The sequence below is a fragment of the Streptomyces sp. NPDC087787 genome (assembly GCF_044743035.1).
Classification (GTDB): domain Bacteria; phylum Actinomycetota; class Actinomycetes; order Streptomycetales; family Streptomycetaceae; genus Streptomyces.
This window is the reverse complement of the sequence record NZ_JBIUVQ010000004.1, coordinates 85,647-111,030: the sequence shown is the minus strand read 5'-3', so window position 1 is coordinate 111,030 and position 25,384 is coordinate 85,647. Positions and strand designations below refer to the sequence as shown.

23 protein-coding genes are annotated in these 25,384 nt (G+C 71.0%); 22 read left to right on the top strand and 1 reads right to left on the bottom strand.

The window, feature by feature from the left end; all coding sequences use genetic code 11:
• The first annotated feature begins 30 nt into the window (after positions 1 to 30).
• The 14 genes from ACIOWN_RS08360 to nusB all read left to right on the top strand — a co-directional run bounded on the left by ACIOWN_RS08360 (position 31) and on the right by nusB (position 14,193).
• A complete protein-coding gene (locus ACIOWN_RS08360; RefSeq protein WP_362347077.1) occupies positions 31 to 480 on the top strand; it encodes a DUF948 domain-containing protein in 450 nt (149 codons plus the stop codon).
• 9 nt (positions 481 to 489) lie between these two features.
• Positions 490 to 864: a hypothetical protein gene (locus ACIOWN_RS08355; RefSeq protein ID WP_362347079.1), complete on the top strand. Its 375-nt coding sequence runs from the start codon at positions 490 to 492 to the stop codon at positions 862 to 864.
• A complete protein-coding gene (gene alaS / locus ACIOWN_RS08350) occupies positions 864 to 3,536 on the top strand; it encodes an alanine--tRNA ligase (protein ID WP_362347080.1) in 2,673 nt (890 codons plus the stop codon). Before ACIOWN_RS08355 ends, alaS begins: the two co-directional genes overlap by 1 nt.
• Positions 3,536 to 4,000 (top strand): Holliday junction resolvase RuvX, encoded by a 465-nt coding sequence (ruvX, locus tag ACIOWN_RS08345; RefSeq protein WP_362347082.1) that lies wholly within the window; start codon positions 3,536 to 3,538, stop codon positions 3,998 to 4,000. The genes alaS and ruvX overlap by 1 nt, the downstream gene beginning before the upstream one ends.
• 122 nt (positions 4,001 to 4,122) lie before the next feature.
• Complete coding sequence (gene mltG, locus ACIOWN_RS08340) at positions 4,123 to 5,949, top strand: endolytic transglycosylase MltG (protein WP_401981164.1); 1,827 nt, start codon at positions 4,123 to 4,125, stop codon at positions 5,947 to 5,949.
• A complete protein-coding gene (locus ACIOWN_RS08335) occupies positions 5,946 to 6,779 on the top strand; it encodes a shikimate dehydrogenase (protein WP_401981161.1) in 834 nt (277 codons plus the stop codon). The genes mltG and ACIOWN_RS08335 overlap by 4 nt, the downstream gene beginning before the upstream one ends.
• 140 nt (positions 6,780 to 6,919) lie before the next feature.
• Positions 6,920 to 7,342, top strand: coding sequence for a serine/threonine protein kinase (locus ACIOWN_RS08330; RefSeq protein ID WP_401981160.1), 423 nt, complete (start codon positions 6,920 to 6,922; stop codon positions 7,340 to 7,342).
• Between the two features lie 164 nt (positions 7,343 to 7,506).
• On the top strand, positions 7,507 to 8,691 hold the full coding sequence (gene aroC / locus ACIOWN_RS08325) for a chorismate synthase (RefSeq protein WP_100567875.1): 1,185 nt from the start codon (positions 7,507 to 7,509) through the stop codon (positions 8,689 to 8,691).
• On the top strand, positions 8,688 to 9,206 hold the full coding sequence (locus ACIOWN_RS08320; protein ID WP_401981158.1) for a shikimate kinase: 519 nt from the start codon (positions 8,688 to 8,690) through the stop codon (positions 9,204 to 9,206). Before aroC ends, ACIOWN_RS08320 begins: the two co-directional genes overlap by 4 nt.
• Complete coding sequence (aroB, locus tag ACIOWN_RS08315) at positions 9,203 to 10,348, top strand: 3-dehydroquinate synthase (protein ID WP_362347093.1); 1,146 nt, start codon at positions 9,203 to 9,205, stop codon at positions 10,346 to 10,348. The genes ACIOWN_RS08320 and aroB overlap by 4 nt, the downstream gene beginning before the upstream one ends.
• 695 nt (positions 10,349 to 11,043) lie before the next feature.
• Complete coding sequence (locus ACIOWN_RS08310; protein ID WP_401981155.1) at positions 11,044 to 11,907, top strand: AAA family ATPase; 864 nt, start codon at positions 11,044 to 11,046, stop codon at positions 11,905 to 11,907.
• 116 nt (positions 11,908 to 12,023) lie between these two features.
• Positions 12,024 to 13,133, top strand: coding sequence for an aminopeptidase P family protein (locus tag ACIOWN_RS08305; protein WP_362347096.1), 1,110 nt, complete (start codon positions 12,024 to 12,026; stop codon positions 13,131 to 13,133).
• A 56-nt stretch (positions 13,134 to 13,189) separates the two neighbouring features.
• The gene (gene efp, locus ACIOWN_RS08300; RefSeq protein WP_141362778.1) at positions 13,190 to 13,756 is read left to right on the top strand and encodes an elongation factor P; all 567 of its coding nucleotides are present in this window, start codon (positions 13,190 to 13,192) and stop codon (positions 13,754 to 13,756) included.
• Between the two features lie 2 nt (positions 13,757 to 13,758).
• Positions 13,759 to 14,193 (top strand): transcription antitermination factor NusB, encoded by a 435-nt coding sequence (gene nusB, locus ACIOWN_RS08295; RefSeq protein ID WP_362347098.1) that lies wholly within the window; start codon positions 13,759 to 13,761, stop codon positions 14,191 to 14,193.
• 232 nt (positions 14,194 to 14,425) lie between these two features.
• On the opposite strand, the gene bldD is transcribed toward nusB, so the two are convergent.
• Positions 14,426 to 14,929, bottom strand: coding sequence for a transcriptional regulator BldD (gene bldD / locus ACIOWN_RS08290; RefSeq protein ID WP_030166512.1), 504 nt, complete (start codon positions 14,927 to 14,929; stop codon positions 14,426 to 14,428).
• A 253-nt stretch (positions 14,930 to 15,182) separates the two neighbouring features.
• Between bldD and pyrR the strand changes: the two genes are divergently transcribed.
• The 8 genes from pyrR (at position 15,183) to pyrF (ending at position 25,262) form a co-directional block, all read left to right on the top strand.
• Positions 15,183 to 15,767: a bifunctional pyr operon transcriptional regulator/uracil phosphoribosyltransferase PyrR gene (gene pyrR / locus ACIOWN_RS08285; protein ID WP_362347100.1), complete on the top strand. Its 585-nt coding sequence runs from the start codon at positions 15,183 to 15,185 to the stop codon at positions 15,765 to 15,767.
• Between the two features lie 108 nt (positions 15,768 to 15,875).
• A complete protein-coding gene (locus ACIOWN_RS08280; protein ID WP_362347102.1) occupies positions 15,876 to 16,853 on the top strand; it encodes an aspartate carbamoyltransferase catalytic subunit in 978 nt (325 codons plus the stop codon).
• 5 nt (positions 16,854 to 16,858) lie between these two features.
• Complete coding sequence (locus ACIOWN_RS08275; RefSeq protein WP_362347104.1) at positions 16,859 to 18,145, top strand: dihydroorotase; 1,287 nt, start codon at positions 16,859 to 16,861, stop codon at positions 18,143 to 18,145.
• Positions 18,142 to 18,735, top strand: a complete 594-nt coding sequence (locus tag ACIOWN_RS08270) for a hypothetical protein (RefSeq protein ID WP_362347106.1) — start codon at positions 18,142 to 18,144, stop codon at positions 18,733 to 18,735. Before ACIOWN_RS08275 ends, ACIOWN_RS08270 begins: the two co-directional genes overlap by 4 nt.
• Positions 18,732 to 19,904: a glutamine-hydrolyzing carbamoyl-phosphate synthase small subunit gene (carA, locus tag ACIOWN_RS08265; protein WP_401981150.1), complete on the top strand. Its 1,173-nt coding sequence runs from the start codon at positions 18,732 to 18,734 to the stop codon at positions 19,902 to 19,904. Before ACIOWN_RS08270 ends, carA begins: the two co-directional genes overlap by 4 nt.
• Positions 19,897 to 23,205 carry a carbamoyl-phosphate synthase large subunit gene (gene carB, locus ACIOWN_RS08260; protein WP_362347110.1) on the top strand — a complete coding sequence of 1,103 codons (3,309 nt, stop codon included), beginning with the start codon at positions 19,897 to 19,899 and terminating at the stop codon, positions 23,203 to 23,205. The genes carA and carB overlap by 8 nt, the downstream gene beginning before the upstream one ends.
• Positions 23,206 to 23,304: 99 nt before the next feature.
• Positions 23,305 to 24,420, top strand: a complete 1,116-nt coding sequence (locus ACIOWN_RS08255; protein WP_401981384.1) for a quinone-dependent dihydroorotate dehydrogenase — start codon at positions 23,305 to 23,307, stop codon at positions 24,418 to 24,420.
• On the top strand, positions 24,417 to 25,262 hold the full coding sequence (pyrF, locus tag ACIOWN_RS08250; RefSeq protein WP_362347113.1) for an orotidine-5'-phosphate decarboxylase: 846 nt from the start codon (positions 24,417 to 24,419) through the stop codon (positions 25,260 to 25,262). The genes ACIOWN_RS08255 and pyrF overlap by 4 nt, the downstream gene beginning before the upstream one ends.
• Positions 25,263 to 25,384 lie beyond the last annotated feature (122 nt).

Here is a 25,384-nt window from a genome sequence, read left to right as displayed (position 1 = left end):
CTCGATGTACAGGCACGTTTCAGGGAGCGGGTGCGCACAGTGTCCGGTGGAGAGGTGGCCGGGATCCTGGTGGCCGTCTTCTGGGCGATCCTGGTCTCCTTCCTCGCCGTCGCACTGGCGAGGCTGGCCCAGACGCTCAAGGCGACCACCCGACTCGTCGCGGACGTGACCGACCAGGCCGTCCCGCTGCTGGCCGAGGCCTCCCAGGCGGTGCGTTCCGCGCAGACCCAGATCGACCGCGTCGACGCGATCGCCTCCGACGTCCAGGAGGTCACGTCCAACGCCTCCGCGCTGTCGACCACCGTCGCCTCCACCTTCGGCGGCCCGCTGGTCAAGGTCGCGGCCTTCGGCTACGGCGTGCGCAGGGCACTGGGCGGCCGCAAGGAGGACGCGCCCGGCAAGGCGCCGAGGCGTACCGTGATCGTGGGCCGCACCGTCCCGGCCGCGCGGCGGGGAAAGCGGAACAACCGGGAGAAGTAAGGACTAGCGATGTTCCGCCGTACGTTCTGGTTCACCACCGGTGTCGCCGCCGGAGTGTGGGCCACCACCAAGGTCAACCGCAAACTCAAGCAGCTGACCCCCGAGAGCCTCGCCGTGACCGCGGCGGCCAAGGCGGTCGATGCCGGCCACCGGCTCAAGGACCGCGCCCTCGGCTTCGCGCTCGACGTCCGCGACAACATGGCCCAGCGGGAGGCCGAACTCGGCGAGGCACTGGGCATGAACGCCCCCGTCGGCCCGGAACTGCCCCCGTCCAGGCGGTACACCGCCATCGAGAACCGCAACCACCCGAAGTACGTCGAGGGCCCGGCGTCCTCGGAACACCCGCACACGACGTACTCGTACAACCGGAATGAGGACCACTGATGGAGTCGGCTGAGATCCGCCGCCGCTGGCTGAGCTTCTTCGAGGAGCGCGGGCACACCGTCGTCCCTTCGGCGTCGCTCATCGCGGACGACCCGACTCTGCTCCTCGTCCCGGCCGGCATGGTGCCCTTCAAGCCCTACTTCCTCGGCGAGGTCAAGCCGCCCTTCCCGCGCGCCACCAGCGTGCAGAAGTGCGTGCGCACCCCCGACATCGAAGAGGTCGGCAAGACCACCCGGCACGGCACCTTCTTCCAGATGTGCGGCAACTTCTCCTTCGGCGACTACTTCAAGGAAGGCGCCGTCAAGCTCGCCTGGGAGCTGCTCACCGCGCCCCAGGACAAGGGCGGTTACGGCCTGGAGCCGGAGAAGCTCTGGATCACCGTCTACCAGGACGACGACGAGGCCGAGCGGATCTGGCACGAGGTCGTCGGCGTGCCCAAGGAGCGCATCCAGCGCCTGGGCAAGAAGGACAACTTCTGGTCCATGGGCGTGCCCGGCCCGTGCGGCCCCTGCTCCGAGATCAACTACGACCGCGGTCCCGAGTTCGGCGTCGAGGGCGGCCCCGCCGTCAACGACGAGCGGTACGTGGAGATCTGGAACCTCGTCTTCATGCAGTACGAGCGCGGCGAGGGCACCGGCAAGGACAACTTCGAGATCCTCGGCGACCTGCCGAGCAAGAACATCGACACCGGGCTCGGCCTGGAGCGGCTCGCCATGATTCTGCAGGGCGTGCAGAACATGTACGAGATCGACACGTCCATGGCCGTCATCGACAAGGCCACCGAGCTCACCGGTGTCGCCTACGGCGACGCCCACGACTCCGACGTGTCGCTGCGCGTGGTCACCGACCACATGCGCACCGCCACCATGCTCATCGGTGACGGCGTCACCCCCGGCAACGAGGGCCGCGGCTACGTGCTGCGCCGCATCATGCGCCGCGCGATCCGCAACATGCGCCTGCTCGGCGCCACCGGTCCGGTCGTCAAGGACCTGATCGACGTGGTGATCGGAATGATGGGGCAGCAGTACCCGGAGCTGGTCACCGACCGCGAGCGGATCGAGAAGGTCGCCCTCGCCGAGGAGGCCGCCTTCCTCAAGACGCTGAAGGCCGGCACCAACATCCTCGACACCGCCGTCACCGAGACCAAGCGGGCCGGTGGCAAGGTCCTCTCCGGCGACAAGGCCTTCCTGCTCCACGACACCTGGGGCTTCCCGATCGACCTCACCCTGGAGATGGCCGGCGAACAGGGCCTTTCCGTGGACGAGGAGGGCTTCCGCCGCCTGATGAAGGAGCAGCGGGAGCGCGCCAAGGCCGACGCCCAGGCCAAGAAGACAGGCCACGCCGACCTCGGCGCCTACCGGGAGATCGCCGACTCCGCCGGCGAGACCGACTTCATCGGCTACAGCGACACCGAGGGCGAGTCCACGATCGTCGGCATCCTCGTCGACGGCGCCTCCTCCCCGGCCGCCACCGAGGGCGACGAGGTCGAGATCGTCCTCGACCGCACCCCCTTCTACGCAGAGGGCGGCGGCCAGATCGGCGACACCGGCCGGATCAAGGTGGACTCCGGCGCCGTCATCGAGGTCCGCGACTGCCAGAAGCCGGTCCCGGGCGTGTACGTCCACAAGGGCGTCGTCCAGGTCGGCGAGGTCACCGTCGGCGCCAGGGCCCACGCCTCGATCGACTCGCGCCGCCGCAAGGCCATCGCCCGCGCCCACTCCGCCACGCACCTGACCCACCAGGCGCTGCGCGACGCCCTCGGCCCGACGGCCGCCCAGGCCGGCTCCGAGAACCAGCCCGGCCGGTTCCGTTTCGACTTCGGCTCCCCGTCCGCCGTCCCGACGGCGGTCATGACCGACGTGGAGCAGAAGATCAACGAGGTGCTCGCCCGCGACCTTGACGTGCACGCCGAGGTCATGGGCATCGACGACGCCAAGAAGCAGGGCGCCATCGCCGAGTTCGGCGAGAAGTACGGCGAGCGCGTGCGCGTGGTGACCATCGGCGACTTCTCCAAGGAGCTGTGCGGCGGCACCCACGTCCACAACACCGCCCAGCTCGGCCTGGTGAAGCTGCTCGGCGAGTCGTCGATCGGCTCCGGTGTGCGCCGTATCGAGGCCCTGGTCGGAGTGGACGCCTACAACTTCCTGGCCCGTGAGCACACGGTCGTCGCCCAGCTCCAGGAGCTGGTCAAGGGCCGCCCCGAGGAGCTGCCGGAGAAGATCTCCGCCATGCTCGGCAAGCTGAAGGACGCCGAGAAGGAGATCGAGAAGTTCCGCGCCGAGAAGGTGCTCCAGGCCGCCGCCGGTCTCGCCGAGTCCGCCAAGGACGTCCGCGGTGTGGCCGTCGTCACGGGGCAGGTCCCGGACGGCACCACACCGGACGACCTGCGCAAGCTCGTGCTCGACGTGCGCGGCCGGATCCAGGGCGGCCGGGCCGCCGTGGTCGCCCTGTTCACCGTGAACAACGGCAAGCCGCTCACGGTGATCGCCACCAACGAGGCCGCCCGCGAGCGCGGTCTGAAGGCCGGTGACCTGGTCCGCACGGCCGCCAAGACCCTCGGCGGCGGCGGTGGCGGCAAGCCGGACGTCGCCCAGGGCGGCGGGCAGAACCCGGCCGCCGTGGGCGAGGCCGTGGACGCCGTGGAGCGGCTCGTGGCGGAAACGGCCAAGTGATGCGAAGAGGACGTCGGCTCGCGATCGACGTCGGGGACGCCCGGATCGGGGTCGCCTCGTGCGACCCCGACGGGATCCTCGCCACCCCGGTGGAGACGGTTCCTGGCCGTGACGTTCCCGCGGCCCACCGCCGGCTCCGGCAGCTCGTCGAGGAGTACGAGCCGATCGAGGTCGTCGTCGGGCTCCCGCGTTCCCTCAAGGGGGGCGAGGGCCCGGCCGCGGTCAAGGTCCGCGCCTTCGCCGGCGAGCTGGCCAAGGGCATCGCCCCGGTCCCGGTCCGCCTGGTGGACGAGCGGATGACCACGGTGACGGCCAGTCAGGGGCTGCGGGCCTCGGGCGTGAAGTCCAGGAAGGGACGCTCCGTGATCGACCAGGCCGCGGCCGTCATCATCCTGCAGCAGGCCCTCGAATCCGAACGGGTGTCAGGGAAAGCACCCGGTGAGGGCGTCGAAGTGGTCATCTGATCGCGATACGGTAACGTTCCGCGCGATGCGCCTGTGTTCGAACAGACGACGCAGAGAAAGAGGCGGAACGGAAGCCGGGGCACACGGCCGTGTGACCGCCGCCTCGCGGCTCTAGGGGATCGATGACTGAGTATGGCCGGGACCCAGGTCCCGAACCGTGGCATCCGGAGGACCCGTTGTACGGGGACGGCGGATGGGGAGGACAGCAGGCCCAGGCGGGCCCGCAGTCCCCCTACGGCGGTGGGCCGCAGCACCACCCGCAGCAGTCGCAGCAGGCGCAGTACGGGGACTGGGGTCAGGGTCAGCAGGACGGCTACGGCGGCCAGTACCAGCAGCAGCACTACGACCCGCAGGGTCAGCAGCAGTACGACCAGCAGGGCCAGCAGCAGTACGGGCAGCAAGGTCAGCAACAGTACGGGCAGCAAGGTCAGCAGCAGCACGGCCAGCAGCAGTACGACCAGCAGGGCCAGCAGCAGTACGACCAGCAGTACGCGGGGCACCTTCAGCAGCAGGGCCACGACCAGGGCGGCTGGGACGGCGCCGGCGGACAGCAGCAGCCCGCCTACCCCGCCGACCCGGCGGACCCGTACGGCCAGCAGACCGCGGCCTACGGCGCTGAGCAGCCCGATCTCTACGGCACTCCCGAGGCCTACCCGCCGCCGGAGCCGCCGAGCCGTCGGCGCGCCGAGCCGGAGCCGCGGCCGGACTGGGACCCGGATCCCGAACCCGAGCAGGACGATCACGCGTTCTTCGCGGGCGGAGGCGGCGACGACGAGGACGCCGACGCCGACAGCGACGATCCGAAGGAAGGCCGGGGGCGCGGCGACCGCAAGGGCCGCGGCGGCAAGGGCAAGAGCAAGAAGCGCCGTAGCGGCTGCGCCTGCCTGATCGTCGCCCTGGTGCTCGGCGGTGGCACGGTCGGAGTCGTCTGGTACGGCTACCAGTTCTACGAGAACCGTTTCGGCGCCGCGCCGGACTTCGCGGGCGACGGCAATGCCGAGCAGGTCACGGTCGTCATCCCCAAGGGGGCCGGCGGCTATGTGATCGGGCAGGAGCTGAAGAAGGCGGGCGTCGTCGCGAGCGTGGACGCGTTCGTCTCCGCGCAGGGTGCGAACCCCAACGGCAAGCAGATCCAGGACGGCGTCTACACGCTGAAGAAGCACATGTCGGCCGCGAGCGCGGTCCGGTTGATGCTCAGCCCCGAGAGCCGCAGCAACCTGATCATCGCCGAGGGCCTGCGCAACGCCGACATCTACCAGCTCATCGACAAGCGCCTGGAACTGGACGAGGGCACCACGGCCAAGGTCGCCAAGAGCGAATGGAAGAGCCTCGGTCTGCCCGCTTGGGCGGTGAATCAGAAGAACGTCAAGGATCCGCTGGAGGGCTTCCTCTACCCGTCCAGCTATTCGGCCGCCAAGGGGCAGAAGCCCAAGGACGTTCTGAAGCAGATGGTGGCGCGGGCCGGCGCGGAGTACACGAGCATGGGCCTCGAGAAGGAGTCCAAACGCCTCGGGCTCGACGGCCCGTGGCAACTCCTCACGGTGGCGAGCATCGTCCAGGTGGAAGGCAAGTACCAGCACGACTTCACGAAGGTCGCCCGTGTCATCTACAACCGCCTCAAGCCGGACAATGTCGAGACGGCCGGCCGACTGGAGATGGACTCCACCGTCAACTACCTCAAGGGCCAGAGCACCTTGGACGTCGGCCAGGTGAAGGACCTGCGGCAGATCGACGATCCGTACAATACGTACAACATAAAGGGACTTCCGCCGGGGCCCATCAGCAACCCCGGCAAGGTGGCCGTCGAAGCCGCGATGAAACCGACGCCGGGCCCCTGGTACTACTTCGTGTCGATCAACGAGGACAAGACGGTGTTCTCGGTGACCAACGAAGAGCACAACAGGAACGTGGAAGAATACAAGAAGGAACGGGAAAAATCAGGTCAATGAACACGGCCAAGCGTGCCGCGGTTCTCGGCTCGCCCATCGCGCACTCCTTGTCCCCTGTGCTGCACAGGGCTGCTTACGCGGAGTTGGGTCTCACCGACTGGACGTATGGCCGCTTCGACGTGGACGAGGCGGCGCTGCCCGGTTTCTTCAAGGGACTCGACGCGTCATGGGCGGGGCTGTCCCTCACCATGCCGCTGAAACGAGCGGTCATTCCGCTGCTCGACGAGATCAGTGCGACCGCCCGCTCCGTCGAAGCCGTCAACACGGTCGTCATCACGGATGGCGGGCGCCGCATCGGTGACAACACCGACATCCCCGGCGTGGTCGCCGCGCTGCGGGAGCGGGGTCTGGAAGAGGTGGGGACCGCGGCGATCCTCGGCGCCGGCGCCACGGCATCGTCGGCGCTCGCCGCGCTGGCCGGCATCTGCTCGGGGCCTGTGACCGTCTTCGTCCGGAGCGAGGCGCGCGCCGGCGAGATGCGGGACTGGGGCGGACGTCTCGGCGTGGAGGTGCGGATCGCGGACTGGGCCGATGCGGACCGCGCCCTCGAGGCCCCCCTGGTCATCGCGACCACTCCGGCGGGGGCCACCGATTTCCTGGCTCCGCGTGTGCCCGACCGGCCCGGCACTCTCTTCGACGTGCTGTACGCGCCGTGGCCGACATCCTTGGCTGCAGCCTGGGGGAAACACGGGGGCGCGGTCGTGAGCGGTTTGGATCTCCTGCTCCACCAGGCCGTGCTCCAAGTGGAGCGGATGACAGGGTGTGCACCCGCGCCGCTCGGCGCCATGAGGGCGGCGGGTGAACGGGCACTGAAGGAGACAGGCGTCTGATTTTAGCCATGATCTGACCGGATCTGATGCAGAGCCTGTCAGAAGACGATCTTGCGCGGCTACATTCCCACTCGGCGGTGTCGAGGGACACCGGTGAGGGGAGAGCCATGCGTAAGTCGGTCAGTCGTGTCTGTGCTCTGATGGCGGCAGCTTTCGGGATGTTGCTGGCCGGGTCCGGTGTGGCCCACGCGGCGACACCCGCGGAGCGGGCGGTGGCCGCCTGCGGTTCGAGCTATTACGTGCAGCACAGCTACACCATGGGGTTGGGGCAGAACGTCACCGTCTACCAGCTCTACAGCTCCTCGACGAAGAACAACTGCGTTGTCACCGTCAAGCACGAGAACTCCGGGGCCTACTACGGCACGGCCACCGGCCTCGGTGCCGGAATCCAGGCCGAGGGCGACGTGTGGCACAAGGACGACAAGGACTACAAGTACTACGCGGGTCCCGTGTATCTCTACGCGCCCGGCAAGTGCGTGCGGTTCTGGGCTCACTACGAGGAGATCGGCGCATCCAGCATTCGTGACTGGTACCACACCAGCGCCTTCGCGAACTGCGGCTGACGCGGAGGGCCGGCGGACTCGTGCTCGCCGGTCACCGGGCCCGTCCGTCAGATGGACTGGTGACAGGGCCCGGTTGCCGGACGTGGGAGGATCGGAGGTGGCGGGCCAGGGCCGCGCACCCGGTCGCGTCGTCGCAGTTCCAGGCGCGAGCATGAGGAGCACCGTTGAGCAGGTTGCGCTGGCTGACCGCGGGGGAGTCCCACGGACCCGCACTCGTCGCCACGCTGGAGGGCCTTCCCGCCGGCGTGCCCGTCACCACGGAGATGGTGGCGGACCACCTCGCACGGCGGCGTCTGGGCTATGGGCGCGGCGCCCGGATGAAGTTCGAGCGGGACGAGGTCACCTTCCTCGGCGGCGTCCGGCACGGCCTCACCCTGGGCTCGCCGCTGGCGATCATGGTGGGCAACACCGAGTGGCCCAAGTGGGAGAAGGTCATGGCCGCCGACCCGGTGGATCCGGCGGAGCTGGCCGAGGTGGCGCGCAACGCGCCGCTGACCCGGCCCCGGCCCGGACACGCCGATCTCGCGGGCATGCAGAAATACGGCTTCGACGAGGCCCGGCCGGTGCTGGAGCGGGCCTCCGCGCGGGAGACCGCGGCCCGGGTGGCGCTGGGCGCCGTGGCCCGGTCGTACCTGAAGGAGACGGCCGGCATCGAGATCGTCAGCCATGTCGTCGAGCTGGCCGCGGCCAAGGCGCCCTACGGCGTGTACCCGACCCCGGCGGACGTGGAGAAGCTGGACGCGGACCCGGTGCGCTGCCTGGACGCCGACGCCTCCAAGGCGATGGTCGCGGAGATCGACCAGGCCCACAAGGACGGCGACACGCTCGGCGGCGTGGTGGAGGTGCTGGCCTACGGCGTGCCGGTGGGCCTCGGCTCCCACGTGCACTGGGACCGGAGGCTGGACGCCCGGCTCGCGGCCGCGCTCATGGGCATCCAGGCGATCAAGGGCGTCGAGGTCGGCGACGGCTTCGACCTGGCGCGGGTGCCCGGCTCCAAGGCGCACGACGAGATCGTCACCACCGACGAGGGCATCCGGCGTGCCACGGGCCGCTCCGGCGGCACCGAGGGCGGCCTGACCACGGGTGAGCTGCTGCGGGTGCGGGCCGCGATGAAGCCGATCGCGACCGTGCCGCGGGCCCTGCGGACCGTGGACGTGGCCACCGGCGAGGCCGCGCAGGCCCACCACCAGCGCTCCGACGTGTGCGCGGTGCCGGCCGCCGGCATCGTGGCCGAGGCCATGGTGGCCCTCGTCCTCGCCGACGCCGTCGCGGAGAAGTTCGGCGGCGACAGCGTGCCGGAGACCCGCCGGAACGTGCGGTCCTACCTCGAGAACCTGGCGATCCGGTGAGCGCCGAACCGGTCGTCGTCCTGGTCGGGCCCATGGGCGTCGGCAAGTCCACCGTCGGGCGGATGCTGGCCGACCGCCTCGGGCTCGCCTACCGGGACGTCGACGACGACATCGTCGCGGAGCAGGGCCGCAGCATCGCCGAGATCTTCGTCGACGAGGGCGAGCCGTTCTTCCGCGCCGCGGAGAAGGATGCGGTGCGCCGGGCGCTCGCCGAGCACGACGGCGTACTGGCCCTCGGCGGTGGCGCGATCCTGGATTCGGACACGCGGGCGCTGATCTCCTCGCTGCCGGTCCTGTACCTGTCGATGGACGTCGAGGAGGCCGTCCGGCGCACCGGCCTGAACGTGGCCCGCCCGCTGCTCGCCGTGAACCCGCGCAAGCAGTGGCGCGAGCTGATGGAGGCCCGGCGGCACCTGTACGAGGAGGTGGCCACCGCGGTCGTGCCGACCGATGGGCGCAGCCCCGAAGAGGTCACCCAAGCCGCCCTGGACGCACTGGAGTTGAAGGAAGCATGAGCGAGCCGGTCACGCGGATCCACATCGCCGGCACGGCCGGCACCGAGGCGTACGACGTGCTGGTCGGCCGTCAGCTCCTCGGCGAACTCACGGGTCTGGTCGGTGAGAAGGCCCACCCGTCGCCCACCGCCACCCTCAAGGGAGGCGCTTCGCGCCCAGGCCCTGTTCAAAGGGTCGCCGTGATCCACCCCGAGGCACTCGCCGAGACCGGGGACGCGCTCCGCGCCGACCTGGCCGAGCAGGGCTACGAGGCCGTCGCCATCCAGGTGCCGAACGCGGAGGAGGCCAAGACCGCGGAGGTCGCCGCCTACTGCTGGAAGGCGCTGGGCCAGTGCGGGTTCACCCGCACCGACGTCATCGTGGGCGTGGGCGGCGGCGCCACCACCGACCTGGCCGGATTCGTGGCCGCGACCTGGCTGCGCGGCGTGCGCTGGATCGCCGTCCCGACCACCGTGCTGGCGATGGTGGACGCGGCCGTAGGCGGCAAGACCGGCATCAACACCGCCGAGGGCAAGAACCTCGTGGGCGCCTTCCACCCGCCCGCGGGCGTGCTGTGCGACCTGGCGGCGCTGGACTCCCTCCCGGTCAACGACTACGTCTCCGGGCTCGCGGAGGTCATCAAGGCCGGCTTCATCGCCGACCCGGTGATCCTGGACCTGATCGAGTCCGATCCCGAGGCCGCCCGGACCCCGGCCGGCCCGCACACCGCCGAACTCATCGAGCGGTCCATCAGGGTCAAGGCGGAGGTCGTCTCCGCCGACCTGAAGGAGTCGGGCCTGCGGGAGATCCTCAACTACGGCCACACCCTGGGCCACGCGATCGAGAAGAACGAGCGGTACAAGTGGCGGCACGGCGCGGCGGTCGCCGTCGGCATGCACTTCGCCGCCGAACTCGGTCGCCTGGCCGGGCGGTTGGACGACGCCACGGCCGACCGCCACCGCACGGTCCTGGAATCGGTGGGCCTGCCGCTGCACTACCGCTACGACCAGTGGCCCAAGCTGCTGGAGACGATGAAGGTCGACAAGAAGTCCCGCGGCGACCTGTTGCGCTTCATCGTCCTGGACGGCCTCGCCAAGCCCACCGTCCTGGAGGGACCCGACCCGGCCGTGCTGCTCGGCGCGTACGGCGAGGTCGGACAGTAAGTACCACCGCGCCGGATCCGCCCCGCTCCGCCTGTCGCGCCGGGCACGTCGGACCGTGCCCGGCCGTTCACCAAATGGCGGCCGAGGACGGTACCGTTCGGTAGGCGGCGGGCTCGGGCCCGCCGTCGGCGCCATTTGCCCCGTACGAGACGGAGTCGCACCGGATGCAGGACGCAGTGGGTTCACCGCTGCCGCCGCCCCACCAGCCGGGGCACGGACCGGCCGCCGGCTGGGCGCCGGCCGCGCAACACCCGGACCCGCGGCACCCGAACGCCCCCCAGGGCCCGCCCGCCGCACGGCCCCAGGGCTACCCCGGTCCCCCGAACCACCAGCCGCCGGGCCCGCCTTCCCAGAGTCGGCACCTCCAGGGCCCAACCGCATCGGCACCGCACACACCGGTCGCGCATCCGTCTGCTCCGCATGCCCAGAACCCGCACCTTCAGGGTCCGCCTTCGTCTGCTCCACATGCCCAGAACCCGCGCCTTCAGGGTCCGCCTTCGTCGGCTCCGCATGCCGAGAGCCCGCGCCTTCAGGGCCCACCCGCGGCGGCACCGCAACCGCCGGGACCGCGTGTCCAGAACCCGCGTCCCGAGGCTCCGTCCTCCGCTGCGCCGCCTTCCCTGAGTCAGCACCCTCAGGGTCCGCATCCGTCGGCTCCGCATGTCCAGAACCCGCGCCCGCAGGGCCCGCCCCCAGTGGCGCCGCATGTCCAGGGCCCGCGCCCGCAGGGCCCGCCCCGAGTGGCGCCGCATGTCCAGGGCCCGCGCCCGCAGGGCCCGCCCCCCTCCGCGCCGCATCCCCAAGCCTCGCATTCCCAGGGACCGCCCCCCTCCGTGCCGCACCCCCAGGTTCCCCGACAGCCGGCTCCCGCCGTGCCGCCGCCCGGGGTGCCGTCCGGGGTTGCGCCCGTGCCGGACGGGACCGGGCATGTCCGGCTGCCGCCCGGGGGACCCGTCGGGATGCCCAGTGCGCCACCCGCTCAGAGTGCGCCCGATCCGTCGGCCACCACGCTGGCGGTGCTGTTGATCGGGCCGGCGGGGGCGGGCAAGACGAGCGTCGCCAAGTACTGGGCCGACCACCGCCGCGTGCCCACCGCGCACATCAGCCTCGACGACGTCCGCGAGTGGGTCCGCTCCGGCTTCGCCGACCCGCAGTCGGGATGGAACGACCACTCCGAGGCCCAGTACCGGCTCGCCCGCCGCACCTGCGGCTTCGCCGCCCGCAACTTCCTCGCCAACGGCATCTCGTGCATCCTCGACGACGCCGTCTTCCCCGACCGCCCGGTGGTCGGACTCGGCGGCTGGAAGCGCCATGTCGGCCCCGGCCTGCTCCCGGTCGTGCTGCTGCCCGGCCTCGACATCGTCCTGGAGCGCAACGCCGAGCGCTCCGGCAACCGCCGACTGACCGACGAGGAAGTCGCCCGCATCCACGGCCGCATGGCCGGCTGGTACGGCTCCGGGCTGCCCATCATCGACAACTCCCAGCTCGACGTCCCGGCCACGGCCCGCGTCCTGGACGAGGTCCTGTCCCGGGCCATCGCAAGCCCCCCGAACTGGTAGGACGCGGCCGCGCCCGGCAGCCCCGAGCGGGCCGGGACGGGCCGCGGCCGGGATCCGGCAGACCCACTCGGACCTCTCGAACGGCGATATTGAGCCATGACTCTTACGCTCGGTTCATGTCAGAGGTGTACGCGGCCCGCCGGACCCGGCTGAGGGAGCGCTGCAACGCGGGCGGCAGCGCGGCGGCGCTGGTGACTCGTCCCGCCAATGTGCGGTATCTCGCGGGGGCCGCCCCGCAGGGTGCCGTCCTGCTTCTCGGAAGTCGCGAGGACCTGCTGGTGTGCCAGAGCCCGCCGGACGACCGGCCCTACGAGGGCCGCCCCGACGAGGCACTGCGGGTGCAGGTCCTGCCCCAACCCCCCGGCGGCGACCCGGCCGTCGCCGCCGCCGACCACGCGCGGGCCCAGGGCGCCGACTCGCTCGCCGTGGAGGAGCACCACCTCACGGTGGCCCGCCACCGTGCCCTCGGCTCGGTGGCGGGCCGGCTGCGCCTGGCCGATCTGGGCGGCGCCGTCGAGCAGCTCAGAGTCGTCAAGGACGAGGAGGAGATCTCCTGTCTGAGGATCGGTGCCGAGATCGCCGACCAGGCCCTCGGCGAGCTGCTGGAATCCATCCTGGTCGGCCGCACCGAGCGCCATCTCGCCCTGGAGCTGGAGCGGCGGCTCGTCGACCACGGCGCCGACGGACCCGCGTTCCCCACCTCCGTGGCCACCGGTCCGAACTCCGGCCGCCGCGGCCACCGGCCCACCGACCGGCGGGTCGAGGAGGGTGACTTCCTGACCGTGTGCCTGGGCGCCGCCTACCGCGGCTACCGCTGCGAGATCGGCCGCACTTTCGTGATCGGAACGTCTCCCGCGGACTGGCAGATCCAGCTCTACGACCTCGTCTTCGCAGCCCAGCGCGCCGGACGGGAGGCCCTGGCCCCCGGCGCCGCGTACCGCGAAGTCGACCGCGCCGCACGCCAGGTACTGGATTCGGCCGGGTTCACCGAGAGCCTTCAACCCCTCACCGGACACGGTGTCGGACTCGAAATCGACGAGGACCCGCAGCTGGCCCCTTCGGCCATGGGTAAACTGGACGCTTGCGTGCCGGTCACTGTCGAACCCGGGGTCCACCTCCCGGGCCGGGGCGGTGTCCGGATCGATGACACGCTCGTCGTACGCCCCGAGGCGGACGGCGGACCCGAGCTACTCACCATCACGACCAAGGAGCTCCTCGCGCTCTAGCCTCGCGCTGTGCGCCTGCCCCCGGGTCGTACGTCAGTCCAGGAGATTCCGCAACCGTGGCTTCCACGAACGACCTCAAGAACGGCATGGTGCTCAAGCTCGACGGCGGCCAGCTGTGGTCCGTCGTCGAGTTCCAGCACGTCAAGCCCGGCAAGGGCCCGGCCTTCGTGCGCACCAAGCTCAAGAACGTGCTCTCCGGCAAGACCGTCGACAAGACGTTCAACGCCGGCGTCAAGGTCGAAACGGCCACCGTCGACAAGCGTGACATGCAGTTCTCCTACATGGACGGCGACTACTTCGTCTTCATGGACATGGAGACCTACGACCAGCTCCACATCGACCGCAAGGTCGTCGGCGACACCGCCAACTTCCTGATCGAGGGTTTCGAGGCCACCGTCGCCCAGCACGAGGGCGAGGTGCTCTTCGTCGAGCTGCCCGCCGCCGTCGAGCTGACGGTCGCCGAGACCGAGCCGGGCGTCCAGGGCGACCGCTCCACCGGTGGCACCAAGCCCGCCACCCTGGAGACCGGTCACCAGATCCAGGTCCCGCTCTTCATCACCACCGGTGAGAAGATCAAGGTCGACACCCGCACGAGCGACTACCTCGGCCGGGTGAACAGCTAACCGTGGCTGCCCGCAACACGGCCCGCAAGCGCGCCTTCCAGATCCTCTTCGAGGGCGACCAGCGCGACGCCGACGTCCTGACGGTCCTCGCCGACTGGATCCGGCTCTCCCGGAGCGACACCCGGCAGCCACCGGTGAGCGAGTACACGATGCAGCTCGTCGAGGGCTACGCGGAGCACGCGACCCGGATCGACGAGCTGATCGCGCAGTACGCGGTCGGCTGGACGCTGGACCGCATGCCGGTCGTCGACCGCAACATCCTGCGGCTCGGCGCGTACGAGCTGATCTGGGCCGACGAGACCCCGGACGCCGTGGTGCTGGACGAGATGGTGCAGCTGGCGAAGGAGTTCTCCACGGACGAGTCGCCCTCGTTCGTCAACGGCCTGCTCGGCCGTCTGAAGGAGCTCAAGCCCTCCCTCCGCCGCGATCAGGTGTAGAAGGAGCCGGCCCCGCACAGGCCGGCGCCGGACGGACTCGCAGGGGCCCGCAGCACGACTGCTGCGGGCCTCTCGGCGTCCGTGCGTGCCCCCGGCCCCCCGGCCGTCTGAACGGCCCGCTCAGGCAGGTCCGCGCCCGTCCCTTCAGGGCCACGGAAAAGCCGCCGGGGTGGCCGGAACCAGAAGGTTCTGGCCACCCCGGCGGCACGTTTCTGCTGAACAGGACGAGCGGTCAGCCCTCCTCGTGGGACGCCACCGCGCGGCGCGCGTCCGCGTCCAGCACGCCCCAGCTGATCAGCTGTTCGGTCAGGACCGAGGGCGACTGGTCGTAGATGACGGCGAGTGTGCGCAGGTCGTCCTGGCGGATGGAGAGCACCTTGCCGTTGTAGTCACCGCGCTGCGACTGGATCGTGGCCGCGTACCGCTGGAGGGGGCCCGCCTTCTCGGCCGGCACCGTGGCCAGCCGCTCCAGGTCGAGGACCAGCTTCGGCGGGGGCTCGGCGGCGCCGCCCGGGGTGGTGCCCGGCAGCAGTTCCTGCACGGGGACCCCGTAGAAGTCCGCCAACTCGGCGAGGCGCTGCACGGTCACGGCACGGTCGCCGCGCTCGTACGAACCGACCACGACCGCCTTCCAGCGTCCCTGGCTCTTCTCCTCGACACCGTGGAGGGAAAGGCCCTGCTGGGTGCGGATCGCCCGGAGCTTGGCCCCGAGCTGTTTGGCGTATTCGCTGGACATATGGCTCCCCGGACACTGTGTCGACGCGGCCGGCCTCGCTGCCGCACCGCGCGGCTGGTAACTCACTGTGAGGTTACGCAGCGTTACTCTGCTGCGTCAAGCCGAATGGTCCGGGCCGCCGCTTCCGGGTGGCCGGGGCCGGTTGCGCCAAGGGGGTGAGTGGAGAGGTCTCCGGCACCTGGTAGCGTGTATGGCGCAATTCCGACGTCCTTTAAGGTCCGTCCCGTGAGGCGGAGAAGGAGGTCCGTTTCGTATGGACACGCACGCCGACGCGCAAGCGTCCGAAGCCCGGCCCGTTCTCGAGGGCCCCGACATCGCGCGGGTACTGACCCGCATCGCCCACGAGATCGTCGAGCGCGCCAAGGGTGCCGACGACGTGGTGCTCCTCGGCATTCCGACCCGGGGCGTCTTCCTCGCCGAGCGGCTCGCCGCCAAGCTCGAGCAGATCACCGAGCGCAAGGTCCCGCACGGATCGCTCGACATCACCATGTACCGCGACGACCTGCGCATGCAGCCTCCGCGTGCGCTGGCCCGCACCGAGATCCCCGGTGACGGCATCGACGGCCGCCTGGTCGTCCTCGTCGACGACGTCCTCTTCTCCGGCCGCACGATCCGCGCCGCCCTCGACGCCCTGAACGACATCGGGCGCCCGCGCGCGGTGCAGCTCGCCGTCCTCGTCGACCGCGGCCACCGTGAACTGCCGATCCGCGCCGACTACGTCGGCAAGAACCTCCCCACGTCGCTGCGGGAGACGGTCAAGGTCCTGCTCGCCGAGGAGGACGGTCGCGACACCGTGCTGCTCGGCGCCACGCCGGCCGCCCAGGGCGAACACCCGTAACGCGCGCGCGTACGCATCGCCGTACGCCCCGCGCGTGTGCCCTCGCACGCGCCAGTCTGCCCCTTTTCTCCCGTTCTCCCGAATGAACCGCCTTACGGAGCCTGACAGATGCAGCGTCATCTCATCTCGGCCGCCGACCTCACCCGTGACGACGCCGTCCTGATCCTCGACACCGCCGAGGAGATGGCCCGGGTCGCCGACCGGCCGATCAAAAAGCTGCCGACCCTGCGCGGCCGCACCGTCGTCAACCTCTTCTTCGAGGACTCCACCCGCACCCGGATCTCCTTCGAGGCCGCGGAGAAGCGGCTGTCCGCGGACGTCATCAACTTCACCGCCAAGGGATCCTCGGTGTCCAAGGGCGAGTCCCTGAAGGACACCGCCCAGACCCTGGAGGCCATGGGCGTCGACGCCGTGGTCATCCGGCACGGCGCCTCCGGGGCCCCGTACCGGCTGGCCAACTCCGGCTGGATCGACGCCGCCGTCATCAACGCGGGCGACGGAACCCACCAGCACCCCACCCAGGCCCTGCTCGACGCCTTCACCGTGCGCCGCCGGCTGGTCGGCCGGGACGCGGGCCTCGGCCAGGACCTGTCCGGCAGGCGCGTCACCCTCGTGGGCGACGTGCTGCACAGCCGGGTGGCCCGGTCCAACGTCGACCTGCTGCACACTCTCGGCGCCGACGTCACCCTGGTCGCCCCGCCGACCCTGCTGCCGGTCGGCGTCGAGGCCTGGCCCTGCGAGGTCTCCTACGACCTCGACGCCACCCTGCCCAAGTCCGACGCGGTGATGATGCTCCGCGTGCAGCGCGAGCGGATGAACGCCGCCTTCTTCCCGACCGAGCGCGAGTACGCGCGGCGCTACGGCCTGGACGGCGAACGGATGGCGAGGATGCCCGAGCACGCCATCGTGATGCACCCCGGCCCGATGGTCCGCGGCATGGAGATCACCGCCGAGGTCGCCGACTCCGACCGCTGCACCGCCGTCGAGCAGGTCACCAACGGCGTCTCCATCCGCATGGCCGTGCTGTACCTGCTGCTCGGCGGCAACGAGCCCGCCCTTCAAGCCCGCACCACCGAGGAGAAGTAAGACACATGAGCAAGATCCTGATCCGAGGTGCCAAGGTGCTCGGCGGCGCGCCGCAGGACGTCCTGATCGACGGCGAGGCCGTCGAGGCGGTCGGCACCGGGCTGTCCGCCGAGGGCGCCGAGATCGTCGAGGCCGACGGCAAGGTGCTGCTGCCGGGCCTGGTCGACCTGCACACCCACCTGCGCGAACCGGGCCGCGAGGACTCCGAGACCGTCCTGACCGGCACCCGCGCGGCCGCCTCCGGCGGCTACACCGCCGTGTTCGCCATGGCCAACACCTTCCCGGTGGCCGACACCGCCGGCGTCGTCGAGCAGGTCTGGCGTCTGGGCCGGGAGCACGGCTACTGCGACGTGCAGCCAATCGGCGCCGTCACGGTCGGCCTGGAGGGCAGGAAGCTCGCCGAACTCGGCGCCATGCACGAGTCGGCCGCCGGGGTCACCGTCTTCTCCGACGACGGCAAGTGCGTCGACGACGCGGTGATCATGCGCCGCGCGCTGGAGTACGTGAAGGCCTTCGGCGGCCTCGTCGCCCAGCACGCCCAGGAGCCGCGGCTGACCGAGGGCGCCCAGATGAACGAGGGCGTCGTCTCCGCCGAGCTGGGTCTCGGCGGCTGGCCCGCCGTCGCCGAGGAGTCGGTCATCGCCCGGGACGTCCTGCTCGCCGAGCACGTCGGCTCCCGAGTCCACATCTGCCACCTGTCGACCGCGGGCAGCGTCGAGATCGTCCGCTGGGCCAAGTCCCGCGGCATCCAGGTCACCGCCGAGGTCACCCCGCACCACCTGCTCCTCACCGACGAGCTGGTGCGCACCTACAACCCGGTCTACAAGGTCAACCCGCCGCTGCGCACCGAGCGGGACGTGCGCGCCCTGCGCGAGGCACTCGCCGACGGCACGATCGACATCGTCGCCACCGACCACGCCCCGCACCCGCACGAGGACAAGGACTGCGAGTGGGCCGCGGCCGCCATGGGCATGGTCGGCCTGGAGACCGCCCTGTCGGTGGTCCAGGAGACCATGGTCGACACCGGCCTGCTGGACTGGGCGGGCGTCGCGGACCGCATGTCCTTCGCGCCGGCCCGGATCGGACGGGCCACCGGCCACGGCCGCCCCGTCTCGGCAGGTGAGCCCGCCAACCTCACGCTGGTCGACACGGCATACCGTGGGCAGGTGGACCCCGCGGGCTTCGCCTCGCGCAGCCGGAACACGCCCTACGAGGGACGCGAGCTGCCGGGCCGTGTCACCCACACGTGGCTCCGGGGCAAGGCCACGCTCGTCGACGGGAAGCTCACGTGACACCTGCACCTCTGCTCGCGGCCGGGATCGCGACCGACATCGCCGCGGAAGGGAAATCGGCCGCGGTCACCGACTGGGCCGCCCGCGTCGGCTGGCTGGTCGGCCTGCTCATGTTCATCGCCCTCGTCTACTGGCTGATGCGCGAGGGCTGGAAGTGGCGCGCCACCCTGCAGGGCGACCTGCCCGAGCTGCCGGACGCGCCCGGGGAGCCCGGCCCGGCGGCCCTGACGATGACCGGCCGCTACCACGGCTCCACCACCGCCGGACAGTGGCTGGACCGCATCGTGGCGCGTGGCCTGGGCACCCGCAGCCGGGCCGAGCTGACCCTGACCGACGCGGGCCTGGACGTGGTGCGCCCCGGAGCGGCCGACTTCTTCGTGCCGGCCGCGCGGCTGCGCGGGGCCCGGCTCGACAAGGGCATCGCCGGCAAGGTGCTCACCGAGGGCGGTCTGCTCGTCGTGACCTGGGAGCACGGCGACCGGCTGATCGACTCCGGGTTCCGCTCCGACCGGGCGGCCGAGCACACCGAGTGGGTCGAGGCCCTCAACTCCATGATCGAGAAGAACACCACGGAAGGCGCCGAACGATGACCACCTCCAGCCAGGGGACCGCCTCGCAGAGGCACAGGGCGGTTCCCGCCGTACTCGTCCTCGAGGACGGCCGGATCTTCCGCGGCCGTGCCTACGGGGCCGTGGGGGAGACGTTCGGCGAGGCCGTGTTCTCCACCGGCATGACCGGCTACCAGGAGACCCTCACCGACCCGTCGTACCACCGCCAGGTCGTCGTCATGACGGCGCCGCACGTCGGCAACACCGGCGTCAACGACGAGGACCCCGAGTCGAAGCGGATCTGGGTCTCGGGCTACGTCGTGCGCGACCCCGCCCGCCGGCCCTCCAACTGGCGTGCCCGGCGCACCCTGGACGAGGAGCTCGCCGCGCAGGGCGTCGTCGGCATCAGCGGCATCGACACCCGCGCCCTCACCCGCCACCTGCGCGAGCGCGGCGCCATGCGCGTCGGCGTCTTCAGCGGGGAGGCCGTCCAGGACGACGCCACGCTGCTGGCCCGGGTCCTCGAGTCCCCCCGGATGGAGGGCGCGGACCTGTCCGCCGAGGTGGCCACCGAGGAGGCGTACGTCGTCCCCGCGATCGGCGACAAGAAGTTCACCGTCGCCGCCGTCGACCTCGGCATCAAGGGCATGACCCCGCACCGCATGGCCGAACGCGGCATCGAGGTGCATGTGCTGCCCGCCACGGCCACGGTCGAGGACGTCTACGCGGTCGGGCCCGACGGAGTGTTCTTCTCCAACGGCCCCGGCGACCCGGCCACCGCCGACCACGCCGTCTCCGTCATGCGGGGCGTCCTGGAGCGCGGCACGCCGCTGTTCGGCATCTGCTTCGGCAACCAGATCCTCGGCCGCGCCCTCGGCTTCGGCACCTACAAGCTGAAGTACGGCCACCGCGGCATCAACCAGCCGGTGCAGGACCGTACGACCGGCAAGGTCGAGGTCACCGCGCACAACCACGGATTCGCCGTCGACGCCCCCATCGACCGGGTCTCCGACACCCCCTTCGGCCGTGTCGAGGTCTCCCATGTCTGCCTCAATGACAACGTGGTGGAAGGCCTCCAGCTGCTCGACAAGCCGGCCTTCAGCGTCCAGTACCACCCCGAAGCGGCCGCGGGACCCCACGACGCCACCTACCTGTTCGACCGCTTCACGTCTTTGATGAGCACAGTCCTGATGGAGGGCCAGCGTGCCTAAGCGCACCGATATCCAGTCCGTCCTGGTCATCGGCTCCGGCCCGATCGTCATCGGCCAGGCCGCCGAGTTCGACTACTCCGGCACCCAGGCGTGCCGGGTCCTGAAGGCCGAGGGCCTCCGGGTCCTCCTGGTCAACTCCAACCCCGCGACGATCATGACCGACCCGGAGATCGCCGACGCCACCTACGTCGAGCCGATCACCCCGGACTTCGTCGAGAAGATCATCGCCAAGGAGCGCCCCGACGCCCTGCTGCCCACCCTGGGCGGCCAGACCGCGCTCAACACCGCCATCGCGCTGCACGACAACGGTGTCCTGGAGAAGTACGGCGTCGAGCTGATCGGCGCCAACGTCGAGGCCATCCACAAGGGCGAGGACCGCGACCAGTTCAAGGCGGTCGTGGAGGCCGTCCGCCGGAAGACCGGGCACGGCGAGTCCGCCCGCTCGGTGATCTGCCACACCATGGACGAGGTCCTGGCCGGCGTCGACGAGCTCGGCGGCTACCCGGTCGTGGTCCGCCCCTCGTTCACCATGGGCGGCGCCGGCTCCGGCTTCGCCCACGACGAGGACGAGCTGCGCCGCATCGCGGGCACCGGCCTCACGCTCTCCCCGACCACCGAGGTGCTCCTCGAGGAGTCCATCCTCGGCTGGAAGGAGTACGAGCTGGAGCTGATGCGCGACAAGCACGACAACGTCGTGGTCGTCTGCTCCATCGAGAACTTCGACCCGATGGGCGTGCACACCGGCGACTCCATCACCGTCGCCCCGGCGATGACGCTCACCGACCGCGAGTACCAGATCCTGCGGGACATCGGCATCGCCGTCATCCGCGAGGTCGGCGTCGACACCGGCGGCTGCAACATCCAGTTCGCGGTGAACCCCGAGGACGGCCGGGTCATCGTCATCGAGATGAACCCGCGCGTGTCGCGCTCCTCGGCGCTCGCCTCCAAGGCGACCGGCTTCCCCATCGCCAAGATCGCCGCCAAGCTCGCCGTCGGCTACACCCTCGACGAGATCCCCAACGACATCACGCAGGAGACCCCGGCCTCCTTCGAGCCGACCCTCGACTACGTGGTCGTCAAGGCGCCCCGGTTCGCCTTCGAGAAGTTCCCGCAGGCCGACTCCACGCTGACCACGACCATGAAGTCGGTCGGCGAGGCGATGGCCATCGGCCGCAACTTCACCGAGGCCCTCCAGAAGGCCCTGCGCTCGCTGGAGAAGAAGGGCAGCCGGTTCACGTTCACCGGCGACCACGGCGACAAGCACGAGATGCTGCGCGAGGCGGTCCGCCCGACCGACGGCCGGATCAACGCGGTGATGCAGGCCATCCGCGCGGGCGCCACGCCCGAGGAGGTCTTCGACGCCACGAAGATCGACCCGTGGTTCGTCGACCAGCTGTTCCTGATCAAGGAGATCGCCGACGAGCTGGCCGAGGCGCCCGAGCTGACCGCGGAACTGCTGGCCGAGGCCAAGCGGCACGGCTTCTCCGACCAGCAGATCGGCGAGATCCGCGGCCTGCGCGAGGACGTGGTCCGCGAGGTGCGGCACGCCCTCGGCATCCGCCCGGTCTACAAGACCGTCGACACCTGCGCCGCCGAGTTCGCCGCGAGGACGCCGTACTTCTACTCCTCCTACGACGAGGAGAACGAGGTCGCCCCGCGCGAGAAGCCCGCGGTGATCATCCTGGGCTCCGGCCCCAACCGCATCGGCCAGGGCATCGAGTTCGACTACTCCTGCGTCCACGCCTCCTTCGCGCTGCACGACGCCGGGTACGAGACCGTGATGGTCAACTGCAACCCGGAGACCGTCTCCACCGACTACGACACCTCCGACCGGCTGTACTTCGAGCCGCTCACCCTGGAGGACGTCCTGGAGGTCGTCCACGCGGAGCGGCAGGCCGGCCCGGTCGCCGGTGTCGTCGTCCAGCTCGGCGGCCAGACCCCGCTGGGCCTGGCGCAGGCGCTGAAGGACAACGGCGTGCCGATCGTCGGCACCCCGCCCGAGGCGATCCACGCCGCCGAGGACCGGGGCGCCTTCGGACAGGTGCTGGCCGAGGCGGGCCTGCCCGCCCCCAAGCACGGCACCGCCACCACCTTCGCCCAGGCCAAGACCATCGCCGACGAGATCGGCTACCCGGTCCTGGTCCGCCCGTCCTACGTCCTGGGCGGCCGCGGCATGGAGATCGTGTACGACGAGGCGCGCCTGGAGACGTACATCGCCGAGTCGACCGAGATCAGCCCCTCCCGTCCGGTGCTTGTCGACCGGTTCCTCGACGACGCCATAGAGATCGACGTCGACGCCCTCTACGACGGCGAGGAGCTGTACCTCGGCGGCGTCATGGAGCACATCGAGGAGGCCGGCATCCACTCCGGCGACTCGGCGTGCGCGCTGCCTCCCATCACGCTCGGCGGGTACGACATCAAGCGGCTGCGGGCCTCCACCGAGGCCATCGCCCGCGGTGTCGGGGTGCGCGGCCTGATCAACATCCAGTTCGCGCTGTCCGGCGACATCCTCTACGTCCTGGAGGCCAACCCGCGCGCGTCCCGTACGGTCCCCTTCACCTCCAAGGCGACCGCGGTGCCGTTGGCCAAGGCCGCCGCCCGGATCTCGCTGGGCGCGACCATCGCCGAGCTGCGCGACGAGGGGCTGCTGCCGAAGAACGGCGACGGCGGCACACTGCCGCTGGACGCGCCGATCTCCGTCAAGGAGGCCGTGCTGCCCTGGAGCCGCTTCCGGGACACCTCGGGACGCGGCGTGGACACCGTCCTCGGCCCCGAGATGCGCTCCACCGGCGAGGTCATGGGCATCGACTCCGTCTTCGGCACCGCGTACGCCAAGTCGCAGGCCGGGGCCTACGGACCGCTGCCGACCAAGGGGCGCGCCTTCATCTCGGTCGCCAACCGGGACAAGCGGTCGATGATCTTCCCGGCCCGTGAGCTGGTCGCCCACGGCTTCGAACTGCTCGCCACCTCCGGCACCGCCGAGGTGCTCAAGCGCAACGGCATCAACGCCACGGTGGTGCGCAAGCAGTCCCAGGGCAGCGGGCCGAACGGCGAGCGGACCATCGTCCAGCTCATCCACGACGGCGAGGTCGACCTCATCGTCAACACCCCGTACGGCACCGGCGGCCGTCTGGACGGCTACGAGATCCGCACCGCGGCCGTGGCACGCTCCGTGCCGTGCCTGACGACGGTCCAGGCGCTCGCCGCGGCGGTGCAGGGCATCGACGCCCTGCACCGGGGCGAGGTGGGTGTCCGTTCCCTCCAGGAACACGCGGGATTCCTGACCGCGACCCGCGACTAGCGGCCCCGAGGGGGACACCGGAAACGGTGTCCCCCTCTTCACGAGCACCAGGGGGACCCATGAGGCCCCGAGGACACCCGAGGACTCAGTGACTCAGTGATGTACAAGCTTTTCTTCCGTCTGTTCTTCCAGCGGATGGACCCGGAACAGGCGCACCACCTGGCCTTCCGCTGGATCCGGCTCGCCGCCCGCGTCCCGGTGCTGCGCACGTTCGCCGCCGCCGCCCTCGCCCCCCGCCACGAGGAACTGCGCACCGAGGCCCTCGGGCTGCGGATGCACGGCCCCTTCGGCCTCGCCGCCGGCTTCGACAAGAACGCCGTGGCGATCGACGGGATGTCGATGCTCGGCTTCGACCACGTCGAGATCGGCACGGTCACGGGCGAGCCGCAGCCCGGCAACCCGAAGAAGCGGCTGTTCCGGCTGGTCAAGGACCGCGCGCTGATCAACCGCATGGGCTTCAACAACGACGGCTCGCTCGCCGTCGCCGCGCGCCTCGCCTCGCGCACGCCCGTGTTCAGGACCGTCGTGGGCGTCAACATCGGCAAGACCAAGGTCGTCCCGGAGGAGGAGGCCGTCGGCGACTACGTGAAGTCCGCCGAGCGGCTGGCCCCGTACGCCGACTACCTGGTCGTCAACGTCTCCTCGCCGAACACTCCCGGACTGCGCGACCTCCAGGCCACCGAGGCGCTGCGTCCGCTCCTGGCCGCCGTGCGCGAGGCCGCCGACCGGGTCGTGCCCGGGCGCCGGGTGCCGCTCCTGGTGAAGATCGCGCCGGACCTCGCCGACGAGGACGTCGACGCGGTCGCCGACCTCGCCGTGGAACTGGTCCTGGACGGGATCATCGCCACCAACACCACCATCGCGCGCGAGGGACTCGGGCTGGCGTCCGCGCCCTCGCTGGTGAAGGAGACCGGCGGGCTCTCGGGCGCGCCGCTGAAGGCGCGCTCACTCCAGGTGCTGCGCCGCCTCTACGCGCGCGTGGGCGACCGCATCACGCTGGTCGGCGTCGGCGGCATCGAGAACGCCGAGGACGTCTGGCAGCGCATCCTGGCCGGCGCCACCCTGGTCCAGGGCTACAGCGCCTTCGTCTACCAGGGGCCCTTCTGGAGCCGTGCGATCCACAAGGGGCTCGCCGCACGCCTGCGGACCAGCCCGTACGCCACGCTCGCCGACGCGGTCGGCGCCGATGTGAGGAAGGCGGGGGAGACGGCATGAGCCCGTTGGAACCCTTCGGCGCGCGGCTGCGCCGTGCCATGGACGAGCGCGGCCCGCTGTGCGTCGGCATCGACCCGCACGCCTCCCTGCTCGCCGAGTGGGGCCTGAACGACGACGTGGCCGGTCTGGAGCGGTTCAGCCGCACCGTGGTGGAGGCGCTGGCCGGCCGGGTGGCCGCCCTGAAGCCGCAGAGCGCCTTCTACGAGCGTTTCGGCTCGCGCGGTCTCGCCGTGCTGGAGAAGTCGGTCGAGGAGGCCAGGGCGGCCGGCGCGCTGGTCGTCATGGACGCCAAGCGCGGTGACATCGGCTCCACCATGGCCGCCTACGCCGAGTCGTTCCTGCGCGAGGACGCGCCCCTGTTCTCGGACGCGCTCACGGTCTCGCCGTACCTCGGCTACGGGTCGCTGAGGCCCGCGGTCGACCTTGCCCGGGAGAGCGGCGCGGGCCTGTTCGTGCTGGCGCTGACCTCCAACCCGGAGGGCGCCGAGGTCCAGCACGCGGTGCGGCCCGACGGCCGCAGCGTCGCCGCGACCGTACTGGCGCACCTCGCCGAGGAGAACGCGGGGCAGGCTCCGCTCGGCTCCTTCGGCGCGGTGGTGGGAGCCACGCTGGGCGATCTGTCGTCGTACGACCTGGACATGGGCGGGCCGCTGCTCGCGCCCGGGATCGGCGCGCAGGGAGCGACGCCGGCCGACCTTCCCCGGGTGTTCGGCCCCGCCGTGCGCAACGTGGTCCCGAGCGTCAGCCGGGGTGTTCTGCGTCACGGTCCCGAGGTGGGTGCGCTGCGCGGCGCCGCGCAGCGCTTCGCGGAGGAGATCAGGAACGCGGTGACCGGCGGCTGAGTGCCCCGGCGGGCGGTCCGGGTCGCGCCTCAGCCTGGATACATCCTCAAATCCGGGGCATTATGTCCTAAATGCCCGGCCTGGCGGAGGCTGACCAGGACTTTTCCGCTGTTCTCGCTGAC